General features: G+C 45.6%; 13 protein-coding genes. 3 read left to right on the forward strand and 10 right to left on the reverse strand.

Features of this window, described 5'->3' with window-relative positions; all coding sequences use genetic code 11:
• Positions 1-93: 93 nt before the first annotated feature.
• From E0Z06_RS01300 to E0Z06_RS01315, 4 genes are all read right to left on the reverse strand, one after another.
• Positions 94-3,297: a DEAD/DEAH box helicase gene (locus E0Z06_RS01300; RefSeq protein WP_132581170.1), complete on the reverse strand. Its 3,204-nt coding sequence runs from the start codon at positions 3,295-3,297 to the stop codon at positions 94-96.
• A 123-nt stretch (positions 3,298-3,420) separates the two neighbouring features.
• On the reverse strand, positions 3,421-5,067 hold the full coding sequence (locus E0Z06_RS01305) for a FimV/HubP family polar landmark protein (protein WP_132581172.1): 1,647 nt from the start codon (positions 5,065-5,067) through the stop codon (positions 3,421-3,423).
• A gap of 18 nt (positions 5,068-5,085) precedes the next feature.
• A complete protein-coding gene (locus E0Z06_RS01310; protein ID WP_132581174.1) occupies positions 5,086-5,877 on the reverse strand; it encodes an outer membrane lipoprotein-sorting protein in 792 nt (263 codons plus the stop codon).
• Positions 5,870-8,164 carry an MMPL family transporter gene (locus E0Z06_RS01315; protein ID WP_132581176.1) on the reverse strand — a complete coding sequence of 765 codons (2,295 nt, stop codon included), beginning with the start codon at positions 8,162-8,164 and terminating at the stop codon, positions 5,870-5,872. Before E0Z06_RS01315 ends, E0Z06_RS01310 begins: the two co-directional genes overlap by 8 nt.
• 186 nt (positions 8,165-8,350) lie before the next feature.
• On the opposite strand from E0Z06_RS01315, the gene E0Z06_RS01320 reads away from it, so the two are divergent.
• Positions 8,351-9,853 carry a YifB family Mg chelatase-like AAA ATPase gene (locus tag E0Z06_RS01320; RefSeq protein WP_132581178.1) on the forward strand — a complete coding sequence of 501 codons (1,503 nt, stop codon included), beginning with the start codon at positions 8,351-8,353 and terminating at the stop codon, positions 9,851-9,853.
• Here the strand turns inward: E0Z06_RS01320 and pyrC are convergent.
• Positions 9,850-10,881: a dihydroorotase gene (gene pyrC / locus E0Z06_RS01325; RefSeq protein ID WP_132581180.1), complete on the reverse strand. Its 1,032-nt coding sequence runs from the start codon at positions 10,879-10,881 to the stop codon at positions 9,850-9,852. The two genes, E0Z06_RS01320 and pyrC, sit on opposite strands and share 4 nt — an antisense overlap.
• 152 nt (positions 10,882-11,033) lie before the next feature.
• Here pyrC and E0Z06_RS15545 point away from each other — a divergent pair, with 152 nt between their 5' ends.
• Entirely contained in the window at positions 11,034-11,186 is a 153-nt protein-coding gene (locus E0Z06_RS15545; RefSeq protein WP_165907361.1) for a hypothetical protein, read from the forward strand.
• Here E0Z06_RS15545 and E0Z06_RS01330 read toward each other — a convergent pair.
• Positions 11,183-12,379 carry a multidrug effflux MFS transporter gene (locus E0Z06_RS01330; protein ID WP_132581182.1) on the reverse strand — a complete coding sequence of 399 codons (1,197 nt, stop codon included), beginning with the start codon at positions 12,377-12,379 and terminating at the stop codon, positions 11,183-11,185. The genes E0Z06_RS15545 and E0Z06_RS01330 overlap by 4 nt on opposite strands.
• 139 nt (positions 12,380-12,518) lie before the next feature.
• Here E0Z06_RS01330 and E0Z06_RS01335 point away from each other — a divergent pair, with 139 nt between their 5' ends.
• Positions 12,519-13,193, forward strand: a complete 675-nt coding sequence (locus E0Z06_RS01335) for a DUF3334 family protein (protein ID WP_132581184.1) — start codon at positions 12,519-12,521, stop codon at positions 13,191-13,193.
• Here the strand turns inward: E0Z06_RS01335 and E0Z06_RS01340 are convergent, their stop codons facing one another.
• Genes E0Z06_RS01340 through E0Z06_RS01355 form a run of 4 tightly spaced genes read right to left on the reverse strand, consistent with a single transcriptional unit; the run spans position 13,194 to position 16,326 of the window.
• On the reverse strand, positions 13,194-14,420 hold the full coding sequence (locus E0Z06_RS01340) for an ATP-binding protein (RefSeq protein ID WP_132581186.1): 1,227 nt from the start codon (positions 14,418-14,420) through the stop codon (positions 13,194-13,196). It abuts the gene before it with no gap.
• A 12-nt stretch (positions 14,421-14,432) separates the two neighbouring features.
• Positions 14,433-15,122: a response regulator gene (locus E0Z06_RS01345; protein WP_132581188.1), complete on the reverse strand. Its 690-nt coding sequence runs from the start codon at positions 15,120-15,122 to the stop codon at positions 14,433-14,435.
• Complete coding sequence (locus E0Z06_RS01350) at positions 15,122-15,502, reverse strand: DUF3019 domain-containing protein (RefSeq protein ID WP_132581190.1); 381 nt, start codon at positions 15,500-15,502, stop codon at positions 15,122-15,124. The genes E0Z06_RS01345 and E0Z06_RS01350 overlap by 1 nt, the downstream gene beginning before the upstream one ends.
• Positions 15,502-16,326, reverse strand: a complete 825-nt coding sequence (locus E0Z06_RS01355; RefSeq protein WP_243695536.1) for a MipA/OmpV family protein — start codon at positions 16,324-16,326, stop codon at positions 15,502-15,504. The genes E0Z06_RS01350 and E0Z06_RS01355 overlap by 1 nt, the downstream gene beginning before the upstream one ends.
• Between the last annotated feature and the right edge of the window lie 111 nt (positions 16,327-16,437).

Here is a 16,437-nt window from a genome sequence, read left to right on the forward strand (position 1 = left end):
AACGTTAGCCCAATTAAGCATAATATAGAGCCTAAGGTGTGTGTGGCTGGCGGTCAATGAGACACTTTGTTGCTGGTGTATATAAAATGTAGCTTATTCTGCGCTAAATAATGCCAGTAGATCTTCTGCTTTACCCTGCCATGGTTGGCCTTGGCCTCCAGCAAACAGCTGATCGGCCAGTTGTTGCTTATGTTGCTGTAGTAATTGCACTTTTTGTTCTACAGTATTGCTGGCAATTAATTTGTAAACAAACACATTTTTCTGTTGGCCAATACGATGTGCGCGGTCGGTAGCTTGCGCTTCTGCTGCTGGGTTCCACCACGGATCATAATGAATAACCGTGTCGGCGGCGGTGAGGTTTAAACCTGTTCCACCGGCTTTTAAGCTAATTAAAAATACCCGAGTCTCACCATTTTGAAAGGCATCAATCTGCTGCTGGCGGTGTTTAGTTTGGCCGGTTAGTTTGCTGTAGGAAATACCCAGTGCGTTTAACTCGTCTTCTATTAACGTTAGCATGCTAGCAAACTGGCTAAATAATAGTATGTTGCGACCTTCTTCTAGCATTTCTGGCAAGGTGTCGCGTAGCCATTGCAGCTTGGCATTGCTGCGTACTGAACGTGCATGTTCAACTGGCACTAGGCGGGCATCGCAGCACGCTTGGCGTAGCTTTAATAAGGCGTCAAGAAACAGAATTTGGCTAGCGGCAACACCTTTTTGAATAAATAATTCGCGTACTTTAGTTTCCATAACTAAGCGGATGCTTTCATACAGGTTACGCTGATCGCTTTCTAGTTCTAATAGCTGAATAATTTCGGTTTTATCTGGTAATTCAGCTGCAACTTGGGCTTTAGTGCGGCGAAGCATGAACGGCGCTATTCTTGCTTTTAGCGCGTTTGCTCGTTCGGTGTCGCCGTGTTTTTCTATCGGTTTGCGATATACCTGATTAAAGTGGGTATCGTTGCCGAGCAAACCTGGTAATACGAAATCAAAAATCGATTTTAGTTCGCCTAAATGGTTTTCTAGTGGTGTGCCTGATAACGCCAGTTTAAATTGGGCTTTTAATTGGCGCACCGCTTTGGCCGCTAAGCTACCGGCATTTTTAATATGCTGAGCTTCATCAAGAATAATCGCGCTAAGTGGCTGACTTTGATAATACTTTTGATCGCGGACTACTAGTGGATAACTGGTAACAATAACGTCGTAATCACCAAGTTGATTAAACAGCGGCTGGCGTTTATTGCCATGTACTTGCAATACTCGTAGCTGTGGCGTAAAGCGTGCCGCTTCTACTAACCAGTTACCTAGTACACTGGTTGGGCAAATAATTAAGGCGGGTTGCGTGAGCTCGCCGCGTTGCTTTAATGACAACAATAAACTTAATGTTTGTAGCGTCTTGCCCAGCCCCATATCGTCGGCCAGAATGCCTCCAAGACCAAATTCACGCAAAAAGCTAAGCCAACTTAAACCTTGTAGCTGATAATCACGTAACGATGCTTGTAAACCATCGGGCACATTACATGGCGTAATGCCGTTAAAGTTATGTAATGAAGCACTTAAACGCTGCACCCGTTGAGCATTTAAATATTGAATATCTTTTGCTGATTCTGGCGGTAATAAAGCGGCTTTAAATGCCGGCAAATCTAAACTGAATTGTGGTTTGTTCGGGTTTAATAGCTCAACAATGGTATCAATAAACGGTTGAATAAGTTTTAGCGGTAACGCAAGTTTGCCCTGTGGCAAAGATAGCCAAATAGGCTTGTTTGCATCCGGTAGGCCATGCTGGCGCAGCCATTGGCTGATCAGTGGCAACAACGGTACCTGAGTGCCATCAATATCTACTTGTATTGCTAGGGCAAAGCCACCAACCGCGTTGTCTTGTACTTGCAAGTACGGGTTATGGCTAAGAATATCGAGGTTAAAGTTGTCATCTTTCGCAATATGCCAGCCTTGCTGCTCTAAAGTTGGTAAAGCGTCTAGCAGCGGCTGCCACAGGGTTGGGTTATCTGGGCCTTCTCCTACGCCAAAACCACTATGCTCGCTATAAGGTGGGGCTAATTGCGGCAACTGTATTAGCTGCAATGCTAATAGGTGCTCTAATGCCGTTACTTCAGTGGTGCGGTTACGTTTTACAAATACCGTAATACCGTCTTGCTGCAGTTCGGTTTGTGCTGCGGTTAAATTTAGCGGCAGCAAATAACTTTCATATTGAAACTGCAAGATAGCGGTGGGCTCGCTGCGCCCACGCACTTTATGCGGGAGCATTTTTAACTGTAGAACTGGTCTCGGCTTGGTTTTAACTTGCTTTAAGCCAGCGGCTGCTGGCAATGGCAGACTAGTTTGGTTAAACAGCTGTTGTAAACGGCTAATACTTGGCATTAATGCTTGCTGTGGTATTGGCGGCATTTTATTCAATAGCTTAAGCTGTTTGCTGCTAAGGTTGGTGTCTAGCTCGCCGAGTTCGTAATAACTGGTATCTAGATAATATGGCGGGTCGGTATACACCAGCTCAAACTCGCGCTCGCTATCATCTAGTTGCCAAATTAACTGTTGGCCTGCTTTGCTTTCTTGCCAAGCAAATTGCAGGGCTCGTTTGGGCCCCTGCTTTACCGGATAGCGCGCTTCAGAAAAAAAGCAGCGCCCGCTAGCGAGTAATTGTTGCAGTAATTGATGGCCCCAATCACCCTCTAATAGTGGCAAATCGCGTAAGCTTTGTGCGCGAAAATAGCTGAGTAAGCGGTAGTCTTGTTGTTCTATCCAGTGCGGAATAACCGGCGATACTAAGTCGTATTTGCCGATACTAACGCCCTTGGTGTAGCCGCCTTTTTTGCTATTTCGTACTCGGCGAGGGCTAAGTTGTAAGCCTGCCTGACCATAAGACAGCAGATAGAGTACGACATCTTTTTCGTCCTGTTCTGGTGTCATGGCTTGCTGAACTTGATCAAACCATTGGTTTAACTGCCGCACGGGTTGTTGTTCTAGTTGTAGTTTATTTTGCTGATAGTCGCGCTGCAGGCGCAATAATACGGCGAGTACGTGTTTACATAGCGCGCCAACTGGGCAGGTGCAGCGATTTTGTAGCTGCCAACCATCATTGCTGGGTTTAAGGCTAATAAACTGGCGGTATGGCGTAAAAGCAGCGCCCCAAACTTGAGCACTGATCTCAGATAAATCACTGTTATATTCTAACTTAACCACTTTGCCGGCTTGTAAATAAGCCTGTGCACGATGAAAGGTTACAGCGTCAAACCAATGTTCAAGCTGTTGCTGGCTAAGTGGAAACGCAGTATCGATAGTCATAACGCCTAGATGCTAAACACAAAGGCGTAATGCTACCGTAGTTTTGCCTTAAGCTATATGCACAGCGCTAAAATAAGCTGATTTTCTGTAATTAATTGACGGATCGACTCTTACTCGCGGTAATTAAAAATAATAGTCGATACTAAGCTGCAGGTAGTCGTCGTGCCGAATAAAGTAAAGTGCCTCTGTGGGCTGTTGGCTTTGAAATAGCCAAGCATCAAACCTTAGTCTAAGGTTGCTAGTTAGACGCATTGCAGCTTCAATTTTCGCACTTCTACTGTCGCTATTATCTAAGTCTTGTACTAAGCCAAGTAGAATTTCGCTACCCGCTACGTCGTTTGCAGCAAGGCGGGCACCTAAAAACAGATCGTTTTGTCCCAATACCGGTGACAGTGTATTTCGGCTGTCATATTGGTATTCAGCTATCCAGCCAACATCCCAGCTACTCTCAAATAAACCAACTTGTGTGTATTCAAAGCCAAGCGTACTGGCGATAAAATCTTGCTGTCGTGTTTTACGGTATATAGCTTCAAGCTTCCAAATCCAGCTACCGCTAATCAGCTGAGTTTCCAGCCCTAACTGTTGCATTTGCAAGTATAAAGGCTGCAGCTGGCCTTGCGCTGTGGGTGTAAATAAGGGCTCGCGGTTATTGCCCTCAAAGTAACTTAACGCAATATCTAACTCGTCAAATTGTCTGGTCCAGCGCAGGGCAAAATCGAGATTTTTCTCGGCTTGCGCTGACTCGTATTCTGTATGCTCAGTAGCAAAAGGCAACGGCGGCCTTAGGCGACCGTCAACACCGGCTAAGGTGCGCTCACGAAAATAAGGCAATAGGTAGAACGACAGCGTGCCAGCGTCACCATATAGGTTCCAATTTAGCATCGGCTGACCTAGCTTGGTTTCGCCATCAATAGTCGCGACTAGGTCAGTTTGGTTAATAACATCAACTAGATGCTGAGATTCCGTGACACCCCAAAACACAATATCGACACCGGCTTTAACATCGAAACCGTCGCCAGCGTATTGCCAATAAGCTTGGCGTACATCAATTAAATTGCGCTTATTGTCAGTTTGATCCCAGCGCAAAAAAGGCTCTAGTACTAGCTGATGCGCGCGGTCATTACTTTGCCAAACCCATTCTGCACTTAGGGCCACGCTGGTATTCGTGTTACGTTGCCCTTGTTCGCCTGATGTGGGGTAAAAGCGCTGTTCTAGGCTTAGCGTGTAAGCTTGGTTTAATGCGCTAAGCCAATGCTCTGGTGCAGGTTTAGTCTCTGGTGTGTTTAAGACTGGCGAGATAGGGTATATCTTGTTAGCTAAGCTTTCAGTTTGGGGTTTTGTTGATGAAGTCGCGGCTGTAGCGGTTGTTTGCTCGTGAGCTGGTGCCGGCAAAATTGCTGCGGTATCAGGATTTTTTGTTGTGTAGTTATTTGCCTGAGCTAATGTTTTAATGCTTCTGCCTGGTTTAGCAGCAATGGCTTGATGGTACCACTGCCTAGCTTTAGCCTCAGATATTGCCAGCATTTGGCTGCGCTCTGGCACTGTTAGCTGGTTACCAAGGCGCAGTGCATTAATATTTTTATCAGTAAAAGCGTCGGGGTTAGCCTGCCACAGTGCATACACTACCTGCACCATAGCCACTTGCTCATCGGGCCTGGCTTGAGTGGCAAGCTTCCACAACGTGTCTGCAGTTTGCACTGGTGCTAACTGTTGCGGTGCGGCATTAGTTAGCGCGGTAATAAAAGCCAGACTAGAAATGAGTAAACGCATAAGTTAATCGTCCCGAAACTAGCGTGCCCGCTGCAGTGCGTTAGTATCAAAATCGGCAGCGGTGCGGCCTGTGTTAAAGCTGATTTTATGAATGATTAAATCAGTACTTTTAGCGGTTTGATGATTAACCATTCTCAGTTTATGCGGCCGCCAGTATTTATCTAGATAGAGTTGGTAATCTTGTAGCGTTAGGGTTTTTAGCAGGCTATGCTTTTTATCATAAAATTCAATTTTTTCCGGCTGATAATATTGCTGATTTAGCCATACTACACTTTTGCTATAGCCCGAGTATTCGTCAGCGGGCGTTTGTTCGATGACAAGGCAGGTACTATCGCCGCACGCTTCGTCACGCAAATAGTTAAAATGAAACTTAGCTATTTCAAACGAGCTTAAATCTTCATAAGCAAACTCACTGCCCATAAAGGGGCCAGATTTATTGCGTGACGCAATGCGTTTTACTCGTTTTAATGCGGGTAAGTATAACCATTGATCATCTTCGCTTGAGGGATGTGAATGGTTTAAAAATGCCGTACCGCGCACATCGCGCGGCTCATCAAAAATAGTTAAGCCTTTATCACCATCGTCTGGCATTTCTAACGCCGCAGTGCGCATTTCTCGCTTACTTTCTGCACCGGCGGCATTGCGTAGCACCATAGTAGTAAGGCTTTCACTGTCGCCCCAACCGGCGTCGCGGCTTTTGCGCTCTTTGGCAATAGCGAGTCCTTTACCATCGTCGGCGCTAGCCAACGGCGTGAGTAAACTTAGCGCTAAACTTAGTAGCACCAGAGGTGTAATAATGGCATTACGCATAGTTTTTACTTTCCTTAGTATCAAATTTGAGTAAAAAGGCCGGCAGAAATAAGAAGTCGACTACCAGCGCAGCAAAAATAATAATGGCCGTTAATAAGCCCATATCGGAATTTAGATGAAAGCTAGATAACATTAGCACACTAAAGCCGATTACCAGCACAGCGGTGGTGATCCACAGTGCGCGGCCGACGGTGTTAAAGGCATAACGCACCGCTTGTTCTGCGTTTTGACCTTCTTTGCGCGCATATTGGTACTTGGCAAGAAAATGTACGGTATCGTCAACTACAATACCCAAGCTTAAGCTGGCGACGATAGATAAGCCTAAGTTAACCTCACCGGAATACCAACCCCAAATACCAAAACCAATAGCGGCAGGCGCAATATTCGGCAGTAAACTAATAAAGCCCATACGCCAAGAGCGCATACTAAATACGAGCAACAACGAAATAAGCACTAATGCCAGCGGCAGGGTTTGCAGCATTGAGGCCATATTGCGCTCGCCAATATGACCAAATATCAGTGCGGTACTGGCGGCGCTAGCTGAATATGCTGGATAATGCTCTGCTAGGTAGGTGAGTGCATGCTGCTCAAAGGCAGTAATTTCTTTACTACCGATATTTTTTAATGCCACCGTAATGCGAGTGGCGCTTTTATCCACATTCAGCTGGTTGTTTAAATCTAGCCCATACGGTAGCGACATTTCATACATAAGCAGGTATTGCGCGGCTTCGTCTTGGGCGGTTGGCACCCTATAATAGGCGGGGTCGCCGCCATGCATATTTTGATTTAAGCGTTTAAAAGTATCGCTAATACTATTAACGTGCGCCACTTCCGGTTGTTGCATTAACCACTGGCCAAATTGGTCTATTGCGTTAATAAATTCGGGCTGATTAACGCCGCTGCTTTGCCCGCTATTGATCACAAAATCGATTGGCATAGACGCCGCGAGGTGCTGATCAAGAAAGTCGATGGACTGACGAAATTCAGTTCGTGTAGAAAAGTACTTTACGGCTTCGTCATTTACGGTATTTAGGCTAATTAGGCTGGCAAAACCGGCCATTATTAGCAACATGCCGGGGAAAAGTACATTTTTTCGACGAATAACAAAGCTGGCTAAAGCGTTCATGACAGTGTCTTGCTGTACTGTTATTTTTCCGGCTTTAATTGGTAGTACGTATAGCAGTGCCGGTAATGTCACAATACTAAATAAGCAAGCCAGCATCACACCAACCGCGGTCATGTTGCCAAGGTCGGCCAGTATTGGCACTTCAGAAAAATTTAGCGTTAAAAAACCAATAGCGGTAGTCGCGCTAGTAATAAAAACCGGCCCTAAATTACGCTGCATGCTAAAGCTAATGGCGTCTTTTTTACTGTCACCACGACCAAGTGCAAACTGCATTGAGGCAATAACGTGTACACAATCGGCCACCGCCAAGGTCATTAAAATAGTAGGTACGTTAACGGTTGCCGTACTTAAAAATATACCCGCCCAACCGGCTAAGCCCAAGGTGCTGGTAATGGCGATAACAATAACAATAACGGTAGCCAGCGCGCCTAACGCCGAACGCAGTAACGCTGCCAGCATAATAACAATAACAATAAACATAATGGGAATTAGCGTTTTGGCATCATGCTCAGCTTCATGGGCAAAGGCATAATTCATGGCAATAACGCCAGATAAGTGAAAGTTTATCTGTGGATAGCGCGCACTAAAGTCAGCCTTTAGCTGCTCGGCAAACTTATAGGTATCAAATACTTCTTTATTTTTGTCTAACTCTGGTAGCTGCACGGTAATGTTAATTGCCGCAAGCTGGCCATCTTTGGCAATTAGGCGGTTAACTAAAGTAATTTCGTTTAAGGCAACGTGGCGAATAGTGGCGATTTTAGCAGCATCGAGCTGGTTGGTGTTTAGTAGCAAATCTTCTACTAGTAAGTCGTCTTCATCTGCTTGGGTGTGTTGAAAATTAGTTATGGAGTCAACACGAATAGAATAGGGGGTTTGCCATGCTGCATCGGTCATTTGTTTGATGAGAGTTAACACCTCTTTATTAAACATCGAACCTTCAGCAGGTGCGATGCCTATTAGGATGTTGTCAGTTTTATTAAACTCGTCTTGCATCCGCTCAAAAGCCAACAGCTGCGGGTTATCGTCGGCAAAAAATATGCGAAAGTCACCGCGAAAATACAGTTGGCTTATACCGCTGCTCATTAGCACGACGAGTAATAGCGTGCTAAGTAATACCCACCACGGGTGCTTTAGCACCAAGCCTAACCAACGTTCTCGCATAGGTTACTCCAAAACTTATTTTCATTAGCCAGACCAGTAGCTTAGCTTAAGCTAACGGCAACCATATACTGTGTTATCCAGTGTAGTCTATCTATTTAATAGTCGATAAAACAATTATCTAACCTTGCCAATAATTAACATTATGCTAAACATTAGTTATTATTTTTCATCTTTACCGGAGGCAGGATGTCATTAGCTGTTGTGTTTAGCCGTGCCCGGCATGGTTTAGAGGCACCTTTAGTTACTGTTGAGGTACATATTAGCAATGGTTTGCCGGCGTTTCAGTTAGTGGGCTTACCAGAAACCTCGGTTAAAGAATCGCGTGACCGTGTGCGTAGTGCCATGGTTAACAGCGGCTTTGCTTTTCCCGATCGAAAAATAACCGTAAATTTAGCGCCTGCCGATTTACCTAAAGAAGGTGGCCGGTTTGATTTACCCATAGCGCTAGGCATTATTGTCGCATCGGGGCAGTTGGCGGAAAAAAGTCTGCAGGGTTATGAGTTTTGTGGCGAGCTGGCACTGTCGGGTGAAATTCGCGTGATAGTAGGTGAAATACCGGTGGCCATTGCTTGTCGTGACGCCGGCCGCGAGATGGTACTACCTATGCTTAATGCGCAGCAGGCCCAGCAAGTACCTAATGTAGCAGTGCATGGCGCTGATCACTTATTGCAAGTGCACAGCTTTTTACTGGCGCAACAAGCGTTACCCGCTATACCGCCTTTACCGCAACGCGAAGTTAAACAACAACCTGATTTGGCCGATGTAAAAGGCCAAGCGCATGCCAAACGAGTATTAGAAATTGCTGCTGCCGGCGAGCACAATTTATTAATGCTGGGCCCTGCGGGTACCGGCAAGTCGATGTTAGCGCAACGCTTGCAAGGTATTATGCCGCCATTAACCGAGCAAGAAGCCTTAGCTACAGCGGCTATTTATTCTATCGCCGGTTTACAACGTAATTTAACCGATTGGCAGCAACGGCCGTTTCGTAGCCCGCACCATACCAGCTCCGCCGTGGCATTAGTGGGCGGCGGCTCAGTTCCACGGCCGGGTGAAATTTCCCTGTCGCATCACGGCATTTTATTCTTGGACGAGTTGCCAGAGTTTCCGCGAAAAGTGCTAGACGTGTTAAGAGAGCCTTTAGAAACTGGTGTGGTGCATATTTCTCGTGCCGCCAGGCAAGCCGAATTTCCAGCGCAATTTCAGCTGGTGGCGGCATTAAACCCCAGTCCGACTGGTCATCATCAAGATGGTCGCGCTACACCAGAGCAAGTTATGCGCTATTTAAACCGCTTATCAGGGCCGTTTATTGACCGTATAGAGCTACAAATTGAAGTGCCGTTACTACCCAAAGGCATGTTAAGCCAGCCCACCCAAGAAGAAAGCAGTGCCATTGTGCGAGAGCGAGTGCTAGCAGCAAGACAGCTGCAGTTGGCGCGTCAAGGCAAAGCCAATGCGCGTTTAACCGGTTCAGAGCTAGCTGAGTTTTGCCCCTTGCAGCAAGCGGATGCGCAGTTTTTAGAAGATACCATCCATCGCTTTAAACTGTCGGCACGAACCTATCATAAAATTATTAAGGTAGCACGCAGCATTGCTGATCTGCAGCAACAGCGGCAGATCAGCCGCGCGCATTTAATGGAGGCACTCAGCTACCGCGCCTTAGAACGGCTGCTGAGTTATTTGAAAAACTAAACGAGTTTCCAGTTTAAGGTTTCGCCAGCATAAAACGGTACTATGGGTTTACCGTTAGGTAGCGTAATGTCAGTTGGTACCTGCCATTGTTGTTTTTGCAGCGTGATAGTGCCTGTGTTGCGTGGTAAACCGTAAAAGTCAGCGCCGTAGTGGCTAGCGAAGCCTTCTAGCTTATCTAGACAACCTAAGTCATCAAATACCTGCGCGTACAGCTCAATTGCACTATGGGCACTGTAACAACCCGCACAGCCACAGGCTGATTCTTTACGATGTTGCTCATGGGGTGCAGAGTCGGTGCCTAAGAAAAACTTAGTTGAGCCAGACGCTACTGCAGCGCGCAAGGCTTCTTGATGGCTGCGACGCTTTAATACCGGTAAGCAATAGTTGTGTGGTCTAATTCCACCCACTAACAAATCATTGCGATTAAGTAATAAATGCTGTGGCGTAATGGTGGCGGCGACATTGCCTGAACTACTAGCAACAAAACTAGCGGCATCAGCGGTAGTAATATGTTCAAACACGACCTTTAGTGTAGGTAAGCGCGAGACGATATGCTGTAAATAACGGTCGATAAATATTTTTTCGCGATCAAATATATCGATATCGTGATCGGTTACTTCGCCGTGCACTAACAGCAACATGCCGTGTTCTGCCATTGCCTCAAACACCGGATACAAGCTGTCTAACGCACTGACTGCGTCGTTAGAATTGGTAGTAGCGCCTGCAGGATATAACTTAGCGGCAACTACGCCTGCCGTTTTGGCGGCAATAATATCGGCTTCACTGGTTTTGTCGGTTAAAAATAGTGTAATTAACGGCTGAAATTGGCTGTTGGCTGGGCGCGCGGCTAAAATTCGCTCGCGGTAAGCCACGGCCATAGCTGCATTAGTTACTGGCGGTACTAAATTGGGCATAACAATAGCCCGGGCAAACTGGCGAGCAGTGGCCGGCACGGTTTCTAATAGCATATTGCCATCACGAAAATGTAAGTGCCAATCGTCTGGAGTCTGAAGGGTTAGGCTGGTCATGCATAGGCTCCTGCGGGCTATTAAAAATAAAGTTAATAAACAAACGTATTGTAGCAATTAACTGCAGCGGGCGAAATTGGCGCGTGATGTATTCGTGAGTTTTGCTACACTGTGTAGCGACTAATTAAAAGCATACAACTTAGGAGTGTAAGATGAGCGATTTCGATTTTGACCTTGAGCATTTAGATTTTGCCGCCGCCGAGCAAAATGTAGAACGCCAACAACAAGCCGAATTTGAACGCGTCGACGCACCACAGTTTGGTGACGAAGACGACGAGTGTAGTGGCGGTGCTTGTAAAATTTAGCTCGCGGCGTTGGCTTGTGCTTTTACGATAGCTTTTTGCCAGAACTGACTTACCGCAATGCATAGCACGCCTACTAGCATAAGTAATGAAAAAGGTAGTGCTGTACCGTTGTCAAATAACGCCAACAGTGGTCCTGCTAAGGCGCCAATACCAAAGCGTAAGGTGCCAATAACTGCAGTAGCCGTGCCGCTATTTTGCGGGAATTTCATGATGATCATCGCATCAGCATTAGTGGCAATTAAGCTTAAGCTTGCCATCAGTGGCGCGATTGATAGCACAGTATAAACCAGCGAGAATTGCCAAAAATTAAACAAGGTTAAAGCGCTTGCACTAATAATGGCTATCACTAGGCCAATACGCAGCATATGTTGTGGCCCGCGCCGAGTAACTAGCCTGCTGTTAATGAAATTAGCTAACATTAGCATGGCCACGTTAAAGCCAAAAAGTAGGCTAAACTCTTGTTCGTTTACGCCAAAAAATTTGATGTAAACAAAGGGTACAGCGGTAAGAAAGCAAAAAAATGAGAATGACGCAAACATAGAAGTGGCAATGTCTGGCCGTGCAGATTTATTGGAAAATACTACTTTATAACCAGACAAAAAGGTCGGCTTTGCCACCGTTTTGTCGCGCGGAATTTCTGGCAAATAACGCCAGCTCATTAGCAATACTATTACACCATAACCGGCAAGTGTGACAAAAATCATCTGCCAGTTTGCCACCCATAGTATACCGCTACCTATGGCCGGTGCTAATAGTGGTGCTAACATCATAATCATCGACACGTAGGACATACCTTTGGCGGTATGTTCTTGGTAGATATGCCGAACTATGCCGGGCACAACCACGGTTGCTGCTGCGCCGCATAAAGCTTGCACCGCACGTAAGGCTAAAAACCATTCGATAGAATTGACTAAACTTAGTGCGATACTGGCTAATACAAAGCCGGTTAGGCCGAATATAGCCAGAGGCCGACGGCCTAAGCTATCTGCCAGCGGGCCGCACACCAGCATGCTAACACCAAAAAACGCGAGAAAAATGCTGAGCGACTGCTGCACCATACCGATGTTGGTATTTAACTGTTCGGCCATAATTGGCATAGCAGGTAGGTACATGTCTATTGCTAGCGGCGTGGTAGCAACAACGGCGGCTAATAATATAATAATCCAGCCAGCGGGTTTGTTGGGCATTGTCATAGTCTCTTGAGTTGCTGGCGCGTCATGATACGCGGTTTTATCTATCGCTGCTAACTAGTAGCGGTAAAATGTAGGCAAAATAGCGTTAACATGCGGATTGCGCGTATACTAAGCTTAATCAGGAAGTTGGAAACCGATCATGAAAAAAACCAAAGTTATAACCACCGACGAAATATTGCTTACGCTGTGTCAGTCGGTAAGTAGGGTGCTGTCTGGAGCCGGTAATAGTAACGTTGCTTACTCGCCAATGGTTCAGAAAATACAAAAAACTTGTTTACGGCCTGATCTGGGTTGCTTCGTATTATTTGATGGCGGCTTTTCAGGCTTAGTCATTATCAATTTTACGGCACAAGCCGCGATGGAAATTTATAAAAAATACCTAATGAGCATGGGTATGCCAGAACATGAGCTAGCCCAGTTTCATACATCGGACGAAGTTGGCAACGTGATGGGTGAGTTGATGAACCAGATTGTTGGTGATTTTACTAATACCGTTCGTTACGAATTGCAAACGTCTATTAATCAAAGTCAGCCCAAAATGATGGCGATTAATAAGCAGGTACAAATTTTAATTAATACTCAGCTCGATCAGCCACAGGCAAGACGAGTAACCTTTAGTACGCCCGAGCACAATATTTTTTATTTAGAACTTGCTATGGATAAAACTGAGTTTATTCAGTTACATGAATTCGACAAAGTTGAACAAGAACATCCCGATGATATTTTGGCGAATGCGCAGCAATATACCCCAGCAAATACGGTGACGGCGGATGCTGAAGTGGATGATGATTTTCTTAAAACCTTAGGTTTATAATTAATGACTAATATGGCGCTGCGGCAGCAGTAACACAAAACGTGCGCCGCCCAGTGTCGAGTTGGTAATGCTAATTTTACCCAGATGCCACTGCGTTACTCGCGCAACTATGGCTAAGCCTAAACCAAAACCACCCGCTTGTTTATTACGACTAGCATCAATACGAAAAAATGGTTTAAGAATATCTTGGCGCAGTTGCTCGGGTATTCCTGGGCCGTCGTCTTCTACTTCAATTTGCCAATACTGCTTATGTTGGCTTAGTGTTAAACTAATGTGCTGCACAGCATATTTTTTGGCATTAACTAGCAGATTTTGCAACGCGCGCTCAATATAATGACCATCACCATGCAACATAGCTTGGGCTGGCAGCGTTAAATAAATGGGTGCGCCGGGTAATGGGGTGAGCTTTTCTTGCACGTTAGTAATTAATTCGGTTAAATTAATTTGTTGCATCTGTAGCGGTAACTGTCCGGTTTCTAAACGCGCATAGTCTAAGATCTCATCGACTAAATGTTGTAACTCTTTAACATCTTGCAGCATGAGCTGCTTTTCTTGTGCGGGTAACTGCTGTGCCATTTCTAGTGCAAAGCTTAACCGTGCAATCGGTGTTCTAAGCTCATGTGACACCGCTTGTGTCATTTCTCGTTGTAGTTTTAATAAGTCGCGAATTTGCCCACTCATATACTGAAAACTATCGGCAATGGGCGCAATAAAAGACCGTGCCGGTAAATATAAGTTGGTATCAGTGTTAGTGCTAAATTGCTGTAGGCTATGCTGTAAGCGCCGAATATCGCGTGCTACCGGCCATAGCCACAGTGCTATAGCGACGGCAAGTAGTATAAAAAATAGTAGAGTAAACCAGGTAGCACCATCGTTTTGTATCAGCGGCAATGGGCCAAGCCGCCATAACTGATTATTAGCAAGATAATAAAAATACACTTGTTCTTCTTCAAACAAGCTCACTACTTTACCCTGTTGTAATAGGCTTAACTCTGCTGGTAGCCAGCTAATACTGTCAGTTGGCAATGCGATGATATTTAGCGAAACTGTGCTTGGCCAAGTAGCAACCGGTTGCTGTAACTGCTGCTGCAATAGCGAGGTATAGCTTGTTAACCAAGGCGGCTCGGCTGCAGGTTGCCATTGTTGCCACAGTTGTTCTACGGCCCAACCCGCTGCCAGCAGCACGATAAAAATAAATAGATAAAAATGCCAGAATAGGCGCTGCATAATTAGCTGATCTTACCAAGCATCAGCGACAAACAAGTAGCCTTTGCCCCACACGGTTTTAATGCGAAACGGTGTTTCTGCATTATCATTTAACTTACGGCGTAAATGTGAAATGCGTACATCTACCGTACGGTCGAGACCATCGTATTCCCGACCAATTATTTGTTGGTGAATAGCTTCGCGTTTTACCGTTTGCCCAGCGTGCTTGGCTAGCATCCAAATTAAGTCAAATTCGTAGCTCGTTAAATCTACCCGCTCATGATCTAACCACGCCTCACGTGAGCGTTGCTTTAGTAGTAAGCGATTAAACTGTAGTTCTTGTTGGTCGGTTTTAGTGTTGCTTTGGGTGCGGCGTAATAGCGCATTAATGCGGGCAACTAGCACTCTTGGCTCTACTGGTTTTACTACGTAGTCATCGGCACCCAGTTCAAGCCCTAATACTTGGTCAATATCGCTTTGTTTGGCCGTTAATATTAACACTGGGCCTTTGTACCAAGGGCGAATTTGCCGACAGACGCCAAAGCCATCTAAGCCAGGCAGCATTAAATCGAGCACGATAAGATCGGGTTGAAACTGGCGACAATGCTCAGCTACAGCGTCACCATGGCTTTGCAGCTGCACAATAAAGCCGTGTTGCGCGAGATAACTCTGCACCAGAGTCGCTAGACGAATATCATCTTCGACCAGTAATATTTTAGCCATCAGAATATACTCCATGCACTGTTTAAACGGCGTCTAGCCGGTTTTCGGCTTTGTACCTGTAACTCGGTTTGCAATAAAATAGTATTATCGCTGCTGCGCAACGTCAAATCGGTATTTTGCCAGCTAAGTTGTTGTTGCCAGTGGCCCTGATTGGCGTCTTGCCAACAATACAGCTTTTCTTCAGCAATAAATAAGCAGGTATTTTGCGTGGTGTTACTACGCCAATGTAATTTTAGCTTGGCTTGGCAATGTTGGTTTTGTTGCTCGGTAACGCAAATTTTTGGGCTGACGTCCCAGCACAGCTGTGCTGCACAGTGTTCGGGCAGGTTTGGTTGTGCAACTAGCGTATTTAAAGCCAGTAATAGCCAGAGCTCATGCATTAAAATAGCCGATAACTTACGCCAAAGAACCAGGTTACAATATTGTCGGTTCGCACCAGAGGGCTGTTAGTCATTGCATCATCCAGATGTAAGTAACGCAAGAATGCCAGTAACGCGAAGTCTTCTGACAACGGCTGCTGCCAGCCTAGGCGCAGTTCCGGTTGCCAACTTGCTTTACCATTATAACGGCTTATATAAAACGGCTCATTATTATCAATACCGTAATAAGTATCAATAAGTTTGGCGCTTTTCCAATACAACGTAGTATTTAATTGCCAGTTACCAAAGGACGTTTGCCAATGGCGACCTGCGCTGATGCTGGCGTGCTGTCCGTTATAGGCGTTACTGATGTCTTGCCAGAATAGCGTTTGTAGGTGCCAGTCGTTATCAAACCAGTCTAGCTGCAAGCCCAGATCAACCGCAGTGGGGCGTTTGCTAACTTCACCAAGTGATAACTGCCGTGGTGAGTTAAGATCGTTAAAAATTGAGGAGTGGCTATAGCTTTGATTAAGCTGAAAAACATTACCGCCAAACCATTTTTGAAAATAGCCTTTTTCGGGGTTTAGCCGACTAATGAGACTTAGCTGCCACTGGTCATTTAGCTGCCAGCTACTACCTAGCTTGCCGTTATCAAAAAACCAATTTTCGCCGTAATAGTAAATATCAGGCAGCAGCACTAACGGCAGTTTTTCACCGTCGTATAATGGATTACTGCGCTGACCGTAGCCTATGGCAAGGCTTAAATGAAATTTTTGCTCGGTAATGCAGGACGTTTCATCGGCACAGGATAACGCGGCTTCAGCATTCGCTGCTATGTTAAGCAAAAAAATTAGCAGTAGGCCGTATCGCAAGTTACACCTTTATTTTTGATAGAGTCAGACTACATTAGTCTAACAAGTTGCTGTGCTACGCATAAGGTGGCATAACAATGTTTC

The organism is Rheinheimera sp. D18, from assembly GCF_004345025.1.
Classification (GTDB): domain Bacteria; phylum Pseudomonadota; class Gammaproteobacteria; order Enterobacterales; family Alteromonadaceae; genus Alishewanella; species Alishewanella metallidurans.

Coding starts and splice junctions, on each gene's coding strand:
- E0Z06_RS01320 (WP_132581178.1), top strand. CDS start 8,351: ATGTCATTAGCTGTTGTGTTTAGCCGTGCCCGGCATGGTTTAGAGGCA.
- pyrC (WP_132581180.1), bottom strand. CDS start 10,881: ATGACCAGCCTAACCCTTCAGACTCCAGACGATTGGCACTTACATTTT.
- E0Z06_RS01300 (WP_132581170.1), bottom strand. CDS start 3,297: ATGACTATCGATACTGCGTTTCCACTTAGCCAGCAACAGCTTGAACAT.
- E0Z06_RS01345 (WP_132581188.1), bottom strand. CDS start 15,122: ATGGCTAAAATATTACTGGTCGAAGATGATATTCGTCTAGCGACTCTG.
- E0Z06_RS01310 (WP_132581174.1), bottom strand. CDS start 5,877: ATGCGTAATGCCATTATTACACCTCTGGTGCTACTAAGTTTAGCGCTA.
- E0Z06_RS01315 (WP_132581176.1), bottom strand. CDS start 8,164: ATGCGAGAACGTTGGTTAGGCTTGGTGCTAAAGCACCCGTGGTGGGTA.
- E0Z06_RS01330 (WP_132581182.1), bottom strand. CDS start 12,379: ATGACAATGCCCAACAAACCCGCTGGCTGGATTATTATATTATTAGCC.
- E0Z06_RS15545 (WP_165907361.1), top strand. CDS start 11,034: ATGAGCGATTTCGATTTTGACCTTGAGCATTTAGATTTTGCCGCCGCC.
- E0Z06_RS01335 (WP_132581184.1), top strand. CDS start 12,519: ATGAAAAAAACCAAAGTTATAACCACCGACGAAATATTGCTTACGCTG.
- E0Z06_RS01305 (WP_132581172.1), bottom strand. CDS start 5,067: ATGCGTTTACTCATTTCTAGTCTGGCTTTTATTACCGCGCTAACTAAT.
- E0Z06_RS01340 (WP_132581186.1), bottom strand. CDS start 14,420: ATGCAGCGCCTATTCTGGCATTTTTATCTATTTATTTTTATCGTGCTG.
- E0Z06_RS01350 (WP_132581190.1), bottom strand. CDS start 15,502: ATGCATGAGCTCTGGCTATTACTGGCTTTAAATACGCTAGTTGCACAA.